The sequence below is a fragment of the Arenibacter antarcticus genome, assembly GCF_041320605.1.
GTDB classification, from domain to species: Bacteria; Bacteroidota; Bacteroidia; order Flavobacteriales; family Flavobacteriaceae; genus Arenibacter; species Arenibacter antarcticus.
Genome location: NZ_CP166679.1, coordinates 1,634,162 through 1,646,125, shown reverse-complemented (window position 1 = coordinate 1,646,125; position 11,964 = coordinate 1,634,162). Strand labels below are relative to the sequence as shown.

The window sequence follows — 11,964 nt, the reverse complement described above, 5'->3', positions numbered from 1 at the left end:
CCAAATTTTAATTGTTTAAAGCGCCTTGATCTACCCAACATTTAATGGCGTTAATCTCCTCATTGGAAAGGCTCCCCTCTTTTGGCATCCGTCTGCTTTGGGTAACTTCCTTGATCAATCCCGCAATACCCATAACCGAATTATAGGTTCTTAAATCTGGCGCAAAGGGTTCCTTACCGTCCCCGTTGTGACAGGGCATACAGTTATTATCGATCAAGGGCCTTATAGTACTTGCATATGAAACTGCTAACTCACATTCAGTGTTTCCCATTTCCAATGTTTCTTCTTCATAATTGTATTCACAAGAACCCAAAACGGACATAGCCATTATAATAACGCCTATTAAAGTTACATGTTTCATCTGTTATTTTGTTTTTTTAGTTGTCAGATGTATACTTGTCTGACGGCAGTCAGGTTCACCAATAATCATATCGGTCGGCACCAACTTATTGTTATGGCTCATTTCAAAGGAATACCGCTACTAAACCACGTTAATAAATAGTATTATTAGGCAGTAATATTAACCCTATTGAGCTACCGGTGTATCCACGTTGGCAATAGGCCAAACTCCTGGCGCAGGAAAACTCACCCCTTTATTGTCACCACGTGCACTATCTTGACCAAAATAGTAAAGTGGCCAACCTTTATAAGTAATTTGGGTTTTCCCAAATACATCTATGGATCCAAAATCCTCAGCAGCCAAAATACTCGGTATCAATTCCATGTTAATTTGTGCTATAGGCCACACCCCATCATTGGAAAAGTCAGGATTTGTGTAGCTATTGGTATCCTTGGTGTCATTAATAAATATGTACAGGGTATTTCCTGCACTATCGGTAATATAAGAGGTGGCACCATCACCTTCCGTGTAATCCCCAAGATAATTTTTTCCGTCATGGCCAACCAATTGTGACCGTCCATACATTAGGGAATAATCAGGTTTTGCTATATACCATACATTATTAAAGGCATCCCCATTGGTATCCCCGGAAGCAGTATCATTTGCGTAATAATATAAAGGCCAGCCTTTATATGCCGTTTGTTTGGAGCCATCCGATCGGTCAATAGTAGTAAAGTCGGCCGCATCCAATCCATCATTCAACATTACATCCTCTATATAAAATACCGGCCACACATTTAGACATCCTCCAGTGCATTCCGAAGTCCCTTTGGTATCCAAGGAAAAGAAGTAAAGGGAATTACCGTCAGAATCGGTTAAAATATTTCCAAAGGTGGTATTATTGGCAACTTTAATATTGCTTTCTACGGATTGTGCCTCTGGGGCCATCGGAGTATCCACATTAGCTATGGGCCAAATACCTGGAGCTGGAAAGCTAATTCCTTTATTATCCCCACGTTTGCTATCTTGACCAAAATAATAAAGCGGCCAACCTCTATAAGTTATTTGGGTTTTTCCAAACACATCGATCGATCCAAAGTCCGAGGCCTCTAAAACACTGGGCAGATTATCCAAGTCTATTTCGGCTACCGGCCAAACCGCATCATTGGAAAAATCAGGATTTGTAAAATTATTGGTATCCTTGGTGTCGTTAATAAAAGTATAAAGGGTTCTGCCGGAAATATCCGTAATATAAAATGAATTCCCATCTCCCTCCGTATAATCGTCCAAATAATTTTTACCATCGTGACCAAGCAATTGCGACTGGACATACATTAAAGAATAATCTGGTTTTGCAATATACCAAACATTATTAAAAGCATCTCCATTGGTATTCCCTGCGGCATTATCACCGGAATAATAGTATAGGGGCCAGCCTTTATATGTAGTCTGTTTTGAGCCATCTGTTCTGTCTATGGTCTTAAAATCTGTCAGTTCCAGACCGGCATCGACCGTTATTTTTTCCGAATAGAATACAGGCCACACATTTAAACATCCATCTAAACATTGGGAGTTGTCCTTGGTGTCCAGTGAAAAGAAATAAAGGGAAACACCTTTAGAATCGGTCAAAATACTCCCGAAGGTTCCATTAGTGGCCAATTTTACACTATTTACCTGAGGATTTGGTTCTATTGGTATTGGGTCTGCGTCGTTGTTATTGCTGCAACTAACACAAAAAAAGCTGGCTATAATAAAATAGAGAAATAGATTTTTCATAATTTGTCGTGTGTTTCAGTTTATTTAGGGTTAAATTAACCTGACTGCTTTTCAATTTCAAATAAAACATTGTGAAAGGGAAAATAGATAGTTTGAAACGGAAAAATCAACCTTAAAAGTCAGCCCTACTTTTGAAAAAAGACAATCTTTATCTCTTTACGTTTCTCGCTATATCCTTTGTAGTATTCATTATAGGATACTTTAGTATGGTCTATATGGAAAAGGAAAGCAACTTCCAGCTTTTGCAATTTCAGATCGATTCTGGAAAACGGGAAGCCCGGGAAGTAGCAGAATTAGTGTCGTCCCAATTAGATAACGGTCTTTCCAGGGAAGTGGTTATCCGAAATTTTCAAAAGAGTATTGAAGGCACCAATCTAGAAAACGGTTTTGTTTCTATGCTTGATTGGTCCGGAGTTGGGATCTGCCATCCCGACCCCCAAAAAATAGGCAAAAACAACAAGCCGGAAGCTTCCTATATAAGACCATTAGATAGCGCTATACATGCGGCAGAATTTTATGATCTGATCATTAATTTAAAACATCGTCCTAGAGAAGATGGTTCCGCAAAAAAGACTTTGAATTCTGAGATCATTTATCTCTACCCCGTAAAAAATTCTGATTGGATCATTGCAGCACATGCCAATATAGACAAGATCCAAAAGCAAATTAAAGAACTGAAATTAAATTTCTTACTGATCTACCTGCTCGCTAGTGCTACCATCTCCCTGTTGGCCCTTATTTTGGTTCGTTTTTTAGGAAGTCATTATGAAAAGGCCCTAGAAATTAAAAATGAGAAATTAGCGGAAGAGGTACTGAGCCTCACTAAGCTAAATTCTGACTTGTACAATTTAAAGAATCAATTAAATAATGAAGAAAAGGAAAACAAGATCGATACTGAAGAGGATAACAATAAAATAAAGAATCGGTTGCTCACCTACTCCAAGGACAAGCTTATATCGGTCAGAGTAGATGAAATTGCCTTTATCAATACCGAATTTTCATTAACCACCATAACTTGTTTGGATGGTCGAAAACATTCTAGCAATTCTAGTTTGGACGAATTGATCAGTGGTTTGGACCCCTTGTATTTCTTTAGGGCCAATAGACAATATATAATTTCGGTCAAGGGAATTTATGAAATTTTTAAATATGGAAATAATCAGTTGAAGATTAAATTGAATCCTGCTTCCAGTAAAACTATAGTTATTAGCAAGAACAAGGTTTCTGAGTTTAAAAAATGGCTTAACTATTAATCAATCATAAGTATGCGGTTTACCTCGCTGCGCTAAGTCTCCCGACTTAGTGCCGGATTCACTTCCTACACTGGAAAATGCAATCCTGTATAAGAATGGAAACCAAAACAAGCTATGGCTTGCTATTTTTTATTTTTCTTCCAACTAGTGTGATTCGTTGAAAACTCAGGCTTCTTTAAAGGTTTACAATAACTTTCGCATAAACACAACAATTGGTTATGATCCCGAAATATTTCCGATTGACGGTGAAACTAAGACTTAACCAAACTCTAGGTAGAGATAAGTTTTTATAATTCCTGTTTTCCCTAATGTTGTCCCATTATAAAATGAAAAAAGCCCCGCAAACATAGTGTTTACAGGGCTTCATCGTTGTTCTAAGTGGTCCCACCTGGACTCGAACCAGGGACCACCTGATTATGAGTCAGTCCATAAACGGTCTTATATGGTTTTACTTGCACCCAAACGCCCATTATATGGGGTTTTTTCGTATCTTCATTATCAAATTAAACCATCTGAAATCAAAAAAAGCACGCTGAAAGCACGCTGAAAATAATCCTTCATTTTTATGGCAACAATTACCATTACCTTCGATAAAAGGGCATCTAACACAACTAAAGGTAATAAATTCATGTTGGTTTTACGTATTAGTCATAACCGAAAAACACGCTATATTCCATTCAATTTACACTTAAAAGAAAACCAATACGATGTTAGAACTGGAAAAATCATCGGGATTTTAAACTCTGTTAGGCACACCAAACGAACTCAAAAGATCTTTTCCGATGTAGATTTATGGATTGATGACAACGAAGGTAAAATCAAGAATTGGGAAATGGATCGCTTAAAATCTGAGATCGAACAACGTTTTTTTAATATTGCCCCATCTAGAACTATTCTAAACCATGGAGGAAAATATCTTTCTCGCTTGCGTTTGGAACAACGATTTTCCACAGCTAGTTCTTACGAGGATGCTTTAAAGTCCTTGATTAAATATAGAAGACATTTAAAAGGAATTGCAGACACTAAGATAAAAACTCTTTATGAAATCAGAGGGGACAAAATGCTACCCCTTGATGAATTCAAGGATTTGGATATGGAAATCAGTTCCATTGACTATGGTTTTTCAAGAGATTTTAAAGCCTATTTAAGTAATCGCTATGCTTCAAAAAATACACCAGCAATTTTCCTGAGAAGCCTACAAGCTATTATGAACGATGCGGGAAAAACCTTTGAGGATTTAAGAAATCATAAGCCTTTATCAAATATCAAAAAGAAAAGCCATGCGAATGCCCCAGCTCCACTTGATATGGAAGATATTCATAAAATCCGAATGTTGGAATTAGAGCCAAATACACCGATTTGGGACAATCGGAATTACCTACTGTTCATGTTCAATAATATGGGTATGAATTTTTTTGATATGGCAATATTGAAACGTTTTCAGTTTGAGGACAATCGAATAAAGTATTTCCGCAAAAAAACCCATTATGAAGGTGATTATTTTAGCGTACTGCAAAGCGATGAATCATTAAAAATCATAAAACATTATTTAAACGGTCAAACAGATAACGAGTACCTATTTCCCATCATTCCTGAAAATACTTCACTAGAACGCTTGCATAAAGTAAACAAGGGGAAAGTGAAAATTTTTAATGAATATGGAGCAAGGATCGCGGCTTTAGCGGGGATTGAGAGAAGAATTACTACTTACACCCTTCGGGACACGTGGACTAATATTGGTCTTGACATGGGAATAGACATCCGTAAAATATCGTCTGGACTTGGTCATTCGAGTGTTCAAGTGACCGAAAAACACTATGGCAAAAGCGTTACCACAAAAATACTCGATGAAATTAATGCCAAGATTACAAAAGTGCAAGGTTCGTAAATAATAATTGGATAGTTCTGTAAATGGTGGTAAAGCTCCAATTGTTGCATACAAAATGGTTGGGTTAAAAACTTCTATAATTTTCTATATTGATAGATTTCTGTTTTAATTACTTTCATTCAGTTTACTTAATCTAAATCATTCTTAATTAAGAAATTACCACTTATCTTAAATACTCGTATTCTTATTTAAGGTTTCTGTAGAAAAGGTTAAATAGCAGTCTTCTTATTTAAGTATTTTGGAGTAAATCCCAAAACATAACTGGGTATATCTCCTTCTGTCGAATTTCCTTAGTATTTAGGTAGATAGAACCTAATAGGACATCTAAAGTATTTTACCCTCTTTCTCCCCTATCCACAATTAAGGCCCCATAGGTGTTAGGTTTTATTACAGAACGATTTATCAAAACTCTAAATCGAAAGTCCCCTACCCTTGTACTTAGAGTAATCCGTAAGTTCGTCCTTGAAGCCGTTGAAAACTTCTTCCTCTTTGGCATTTTTGCCTCCCAAGAGGTTGCCCAGGGCAAAGACACCTCGTTTAATGAGACGTGCCCGTCTGGCATCTATCTGTTTTTTGGAAACGGCAACTAGCGTTTCCTTGAATCCGTTCTCCATATGGTGTTCCACTATCTTCATAGGTAGATTGGGCCTTACCCCGTCCAATACAAACAAATAAGCGGCCTTTTTATATTGTCCTCTCTCCAATAAATATCCTGACCAGAGATTTTTCAAATTGTCCCGCCCATCGGTTCTAATATCATCTAAGATTTTAACTTGATTATCCAAGGTCTTGTTCAGGTTGCTCAATGATTCTAGATAAGTCTGCGTTTTTTGCGCAAGCGGAACACTGACCGGATACTTGGAATATATCGAACCGATGCACAGTTTCCCTTCCTGTTTCTCAAAATAAAAGCCTTTGGCATTGAAAAACTCCATATAGTCGTTCGGAGATTTTTCAAAGGATACCTGTATTCGTTCGGCATATTTATGGTAGGCCTTTAGAGCCAACCGTTCAAACCGTTCCCTGTATAACGGCGCCATGGCCCCATAAAGGTTCGGGAACATCAATGGCAGGAATATAGAGGTTGGCATAAGGCCGATTTCCTTGGCCGTTTTGTCGTTCAGCAGTCCGTCCACTACTTTTTGGTTCTCCCTGATAAAGCCCGGTGAGGCATAAAATTCCTTTTGGTTAGGTAAAGACTCGTGGCCTATATCTAGCTCGACCTTGTGTCGATAGGAATCCGCAAAGGTCAGGATGCCATTGTAATAATTGGCACCAAGGCTATGCATAAGCTCAAAAAGGACTTCCCTTTGCTCTGGTATATCAAAAAGCTGTTGGTCAATGGCCTGTATTATAAGTCCCGCCTTTACCTGCAATTCCCCTTCTTCCCTTATGGATTCCGTACCATAAAGCTTGTCCTTTATAATATCGAATTGCGCCTGAATCAGATTGCCCAGGTTTCGATTGTCCGTATGAAGGTACTTCTTAATAAACTTGAAACGTTCCGATCTGGCCATTTCCGTTACAATGATTTTTATGGACATTTTTTCGATATGTTCCGAGAAAAGGGTCCTGTTCCACGAATCCTGATAGCTGCTCCGATAGGCTTCCTTGATACACCGCTGAAGTTCCAGTTCCAACTGTTCACTCTCCGCATACATCTGGGTGTACTCGCTTTCGAACAATCGGGGGTTTTGAAGGATTCCAATGTCTATCGCTATGTCACCGCTCTTCAGGACATAGCCCGTTTTATCATAAATGCTAAAATCCACCACCTGTCCCTGTGCATCGTATGCTAGCCTGCAGTCCAGATTTTGGTGGGATCTTAGAATATCGGGAAGGTGTTCGGGATTGATGGTCCTAAAAAGTCCATAGGTAGTACGCAATTGCTTTTCCAACCGTTTTTTGACCATGGGCAACAATTTTGAACTTTGGTTGTGCTCAAAGACCTTTTGCAATTTTGGTCCGGACAATTGTGGATGAACGGTATACCCGTTGATAAACCTCGATCTGTAGCCATCTTGTACTTCGATTCCATACGATACCCCTACCCTGCCAGAATGGTTTACGGTTTTTACTTGGATGTGGTGTTTCTCCAATAAATGGGAAAGTTCATTAAAGTCCTTCACCTTATATTTCTGTAAAGTGTTATTTAAGATATCCTGAATATAATAGCGGACCCCGTTGATGTCCTCATGCCTAAACTCTGGTTTTGCGTTTAAGGGAAGTTTCCTCTCTGCTCTTTTTTCTGGAGAGGGAGAAAGACCAAACTGTTTTTCCAGATATTTCTGGGTGGCCACGTTCCTTCTAAAATCATTGGAAAGGTTTATTTGAAGACAATCCTCTTTAATGGTAGTCGAGACGATATGGACATGTTCGTGCTTGGTATCGTGATGGCGGACCACCATATAAGGCTGCTCACCATACCCCATGTGGTTCATGTATGCTTTGGACAGTTCGAAAAAATCAGCGTTGTCCAATTGTTCGCCTCGGGGAAGATTGAGGCTGGCATGTACGTAACGTTTTTCGGATTCGTGGCGATTGCCGAGATAGTAGAGGACCCTTCCAAAAAACTTAGTATTGGTATCCGTATCGGAATAGGTGTTCTGGAAGCCGAGTATGGTATTATCTACCTTACCCAAAACATAGTTTAGCACAATTTCTACATTGTTGCGATAAAGAATCCTTGCTATCATTTTTAATCTTTGGTGTTGATGGTTTCTACCTAGATTTATATCACTTACCTGCCAAAGACAGGGTTTTCACTTCGTAAGAAGTAGGCGTTTTGCGTTGCGCAAAACATAACTTGCTATCCGTCAAAAACGGATAATTATAGTTAAATATAGCAATTCATAATTAAACATAATAGGCTTAATATCAATAAATTACACCTTTAAACCATATCAAACCACATGCTATCAAATGGGTACAGACAAACAACCCATCTGGTCTAATATTATCAAATAAATCATAGAAATAATCCTTTTATTGTAGGTAGGGAGAAAAAAGCTCAAGCGGCCTTTTTGCCGTTTGTGTTTTTGCGCGGCTCCGAGGTTGTCGGGGAAAACTGGAACGGAAAAACTTCCCGAGTGGACCGGCGAAGCGAGTCCGCATGGGGAGGATTGCAGTGGAAGGTTTGCTCGACTTCCGCAAGGGCTTGGGATTTCATTGAGGGAATGGTATTTCCGGATGAACAAGTTAATCCCCCTATTTTCAATATATGAGAATCGAACGTCATACAATCTATGGAATTGTAGCAGTACGGGGACTGCAACCGCTTTGTACTTTTATTTACCCGTGGCAGTGCTTTCTAAGATAAATTAAAACAGATTTCTTAATTCTCCATGTAATCCTGCCAAGTTACAAGTACGTATTTTTCCTTACCATTTTCCTTTTTGCTTAAAAATCCGTACTCGTAAACAAAAAGATATATTTCTCCCTTATTGTTCTTCCAGTAATGGGTAAAGAAATTAGGGTTAAAACCGAGATCCAGCAATGTAGTGCTCCTTATCACCGCCTTTCCGGCCCTATTATGTACTTTTAATAATTTCCTGTTCAATTTTAACTGATTGTCTACCTTGTTATAAAAACGTAAGGGACTTTCCTTAGATTGTTTATACTGTTGGGCACTTTTGCAATACTGATCGCAATATTTCTTATCTGTCCTTCCGGTCAGTTCTTGCTCACAGTGCAAACATTTCTTTTGAATTCTCATTAGCTCAAATTAAGCGCAGTATTATACGTATACTATTCGATTAAGATACGGTTATATTGTTTTGTTTTATGAACTTGAAAATAAAATAATTTTATGTACAAGGGAAGGAGCATCACATTGAAGCATCTTTTAATCGATGGAAGCAAATGTATCGGCCTCCAGTTCTCGACGGATCGGGTAATCGAGGCATTGGCAGATAACTTACCTAATTTGAGATGGAGCGACACATTTGGCATGTACTTTATACCCCATAACAAGAACAACCTATCCTTGATTTTTAATACGTTCAGGGGAGAAGCTTGGATCAACGGCAATTTCTTCTTTGCGGAGCGTACCCTAACCAGCGATAATGCCGATATTGATGTTGAATGGTTCCGAAAAAGAAAACTGAAGGATGGGCATAGGCCATGTCCTGAGGAATATCTCCTCAAATTGGAACTTAAACGATATTCCAATAACACGGTAAAGGCATATGTCCAATGCTTTGAGGCATTCATTAATTATTATGCCAACTTTGATCCGATCGACATCAATGAAAATGAGATCCGGATGTATCTTCAAAAATTGATACAGGAAGGAAAATCGTCCTCCTACGTAAACCAGGCAATCAACAGCATCAAGTTCTTTTATGAAATGGTCCACGGTATGCCCAACCGCTTCTACACCATAGAGCGGCCAAGAAAAGAAACAAAACTGCCCAAGGTACTTTCCAAGCAAGAGGTCATGGAAATCATCGGAAACACCAACAATCTTAAGCACAAATGTATTGTGGCGCTGCTCTATTCTTCGGGACTTCGAAGGAACGAATTATTAAACCTTAAGGTAACGGATGTAGACAGCAAACGAATGATGGTATGTGTAAGACATGCCAAAGGAAACAAGGACAGGTTTACTGTGCTGAGCAAAGGATTGTTAAAGGACCTTAAGATCTATTATCGTGAATACCGACCAAAGGAATTCCTCTTCGAAGGCGCTAAGGGAGGCAGGTACAGTGCTACCAGTGTATTGAACATTATTGATTCGGCAGCCAAAAGAGCCAGAATCCACAGGAAGGTCTCCCCACATATGCTGCGGCACAGTTTCGCTACCCATTTATTAGAGAACGGCACGGATATCCGGCACATACAACTATTATTGGGCCACAATTCTACAAAGACAACAGAAATTTACACCCATGTAGCGAATAGATCTTTTATGAATATTAAAGATTTGTTAACTTAGCCCTACATATATATATATAAAGGATATATGATCAATGATCATATTCCTATGTTAGCAGCAACCAAAACCAACTGAACCATTGAAAGAAATAAAAATTAAATCTTTAGACGAAATTCACACATTATTATCGAAATATAGAAAAAGCAGTATTTTCAAATTTCGAGGTCAAAGTGACTCATCGTGGGAATTAATTCCGAAAGCTGGTAGAAAAGGATTTGATAAGGTATCTGACCAAGAAGTGTTTCTTCATTGGAAAAGAAGAGCAATGTCTTATTTAAAGAGAGAAAATTATACAGAATGGGAACTTATGGCCATTGCTCAACACACAGGTCTTCCAACTCGATTTTTGGATTGGACACATTTGCCCACAGTTGCTTTGTTCTTTGCTGCTTATGAAAATCAAGACAGAGATGCAGCCCTTTTTGTTTACAAACCAAATACTAATATTAGACATCAAGACCACAATCCATTCGAAATTGATAGGTCGATATCAATGTACCTGCCAAGTGCAGCTTCTGAACGAGTTGCTAACCAGTATGGTCATTTTTCAGTTCATAAGAATCCAAAAACCGCGTTAAATGATAAAACAAAAGATGGACTTTTAATTAAAGTAATAATACCGTCAGAGTTAAAAGTTGAGATTGTTCATATGCTAAATCAATACGGAATTAATTATCTGAATCTCTTTCCTGATTTAGAAGGATTATCTAAACATTTAACTTGGTTTGTACAGAATTACGACTATTGGGATAAAAATTTTAAAGACGAAGAAATAGATTAAAAGGCAGCTGCTAACACCGTATAAAAATAATTGCGGTTTATTGCTAAATCAAAGGTCGTTGCGTGTTTGTAACGTCTGATTTTCCTTCGGAAAATCCTCGCATACAAACCCACAACTATTCTTATACATAAACGTTAGCGGTTATTTGCAAAAAATAAAAAGCAGCTTCGGGACTTCCCTTTTTTGCTGCCTACCCTATAGTTTGACAAATCAGTGCGTAAGTGGTACGTTTATCTGGGCAGCAAAAAAACTACGGTTTGCAATTCTCGGGATCGGGATTTCTTAAGGGTTTGGGATTTTAAAATAGAGTAACGTACGGGGCTTATCCATTTGCCGCCTGTACGGAATCGTTGCGCAAGCAGTACGCAGGTCGACTTTTGGCTTGTCATTTTCCGCCGAAGTTTTATATAAGATTAAATTTTATTTGTGTCCTCCAGGGCTTTGGCTGGATTGAAAATGCGGCAAATCTCCGCGGATTGTAACATTGGGTTGTCCGTTAGAGCAAGGTCTGTAATGCAAACCCCGCTAACAATGGCTATAATTCAGTCTTGCATTACTCAAAAGATTAAATTCATTACTTTTAAGTCGGCACGATTCCGAACTGAAAAATCCTAAGGGATTTCCCAGACCGAAATCATAGCCTAAACGTTGTGTGTAATATTGCCAATCTAAAGCAAAACTGATAAATGACTGGATTACAATCTGACATTATGAATCTGAGATTAGATTTAAAAAAAATAAAGATTTTATTGGTCATTCTGACTTTAATACAAATTGGATATCTAATTATCAGTTTTATGGACCCAAAGTTGTGGATAAAACTCGACATTGAGTTCAAGGCAAATTGGTTGATTTTGGGTCTGCATCTAATTGTTACGGGTATTTTCATATGGTTCAATTGGAAAAGGATGCCATTTGCAAGAAAAAGCAAAATAAATAATACTTTTCTAATCTTGTTTCTAGGAATTATTGGAATGTGGTTATGGATTC

The 11,964-nt window shown here is 38.2% G+C and carries 8 protein-coding genes; 4 read left to right on the top strand and 4 right to left on the bottom strand.

The genetic code is table 11. The features are described 5' to 3' along the window. Window positions 1-7 precede the first annotated feature (7 nt). Together KCTC52924_RS06750 and KCTC52924_RS06745 are read right to left on the bottom strand one after the other, a co-directional pair. Window positions 8-361: a cytochrome c gene (locus KCTC52924_RS06750; RefSeq protein WP_251807336.1), complete on the bottom strand. Its 354-nt coding sequence runs from the start codon at window positions 359-361 to the stop codon at window positions 8-10. A 165-nt stretch (window positions 362-526) separates the two neighbouring features. Further along, the gene (locus tag KCTC52924_RS06745; RefSeq protein WP_251807338.1) at window positions 527-2,116 is read right to left on the bottom strand and encodes a hypothetical protein; all 1,590 of its coding nucleotides are present in this window, start codon (window positions 2,114-2,116) and stop codon (window positions 527-529) included. 131 nt (window positions 2,117-2,247) lie between these two features. On the opposite strand from KCTC52924_RS06745, the gene KCTC52924_RS06740 reads away from it, so the two are divergent. Continuing rightward, complete coding sequence (locus tag KCTC52924_RS06740; protein ID WP_251807340.1) at window positions 2,248-3,369, top strand: LytTR family transcriptional regulator; 1,122 nt, start codon at window positions 2,248-2,250, stop codon at window positions 3,367-3,369. A 565-nt stretch (window positions 3,370-3,934) separates the two neighbouring features. After that, window positions 3,935-5,257, top strand: a complete 1,323-nt coding sequence (locus KCTC52924_RS06735) for a phage integrase SAM-like domain-containing protein (protein ID WP_251807343.1) — start codon at window positions 3,935-3,937, stop codon at window positions 5,255-5,257. Between the two features lie 410 nt (window positions 5,258-5,667). On the opposite strand, the gene KCTC52924_RS06730 is transcribed toward KCTC52924_RS06735, so the two are convergent. Together KCTC52924_RS06730 and KCTC52924_RS06725 are read right to left on the bottom strand one after the other, a co-directional pair. After that, window positions 5,668-7,953, bottom strand: coding sequence for a relaxase/mobilization nuclease domain-containing protein (locus tag KCTC52924_RS06730; protein WP_251807345.1), 2,286 nt, complete (start codon window positions 7,951-7,953; stop codon window positions 5,668-5,670). 638 nt (window positions 7,954-8,591) lie between these two features. Next, window positions 8,592-8,972: a hypothetical protein gene (locus KCTC52924_RS06725; RefSeq protein ID WP_251807347.1), complete on the bottom strand. Its 381-nt coding sequence runs from the start codon at window positions 8,970-8,972 to the stop codon at window positions 8,592-8,594. Window positions 8,973-9,065: 93 nt separating this feature from the next. Here KCTC52924_RS06725 and xerA point away from each other — a divergent pair, with 93 nt between their 5' ends. After that, window positions 9,066-10,193 (top strand): site-specific tyrosine recombinase/integron integrase, encoded by a 1,128-nt coding sequence (gene xerA / locus KCTC52924_RS06720; RefSeq protein ID WP_251807349.1) that lies wholly within the window; start codon window positions 9,066-9,068, stop codon window positions 10,191-10,193. A gap of 79 nt (window positions 10,194-10,272) precedes the next feature. Beyond that, on the top strand, window positions 10,273-10,974 hold the full coding sequence (locus KCTC52924_RS06715) for an FRG domain-containing protein (RefSeq protein ID WP_251807351.1): 702 nt from the start codon (window positions 10,273-10,275) through the stop codon (window positions 10,972-10,974). The last annotated feature ends 990 nt before the right edge of the window (window positions 10,975-11,964 follow it).

Coding starts and splice junctions, on each gene's coding strand:
- KCTC52924_RS06730 (WP_251807345.1), bottom strand. CDS start 7,953: ATGATAGCAAGGATTCTTTATCGCAACAATGTAGAAATTGTGCTAAAC.
- KCTC52924_RS06750 (WP_251807336.1), bottom strand. CDS start 361: ATGAAACATGTAACTTTAATAGGCGTTATTATAATGGCTATGTCCGTT.
- KCTC52924_RS06725 (WP_251807347.1), bottom strand. CDS start 8,972: ATGAGAATTCAAAAGAAATGTTTGCACTGTGAGCAAGAACTGACCGGA.
- KCTC52924_RS06735 (WP_251807343.1), top strand. CDS start 3,935: ATGGCAACAATTACCATTACCTTCGATAAAAGGGCATCTAACACAACT.
- KCTC52924_RS06745 (WP_251807338.1), bottom strand. CDS start 2,116: ATGAAAAATCTATTTCTCTATTTTATTATAGCCAGCTTTTTTTGTGTT.
- xerA (WP_251807349.1), top strand. CDS start 9,066: ATGTACAAGGGAAGGAGCATCACATTGAAGCATCTTTTAATCGATGGA.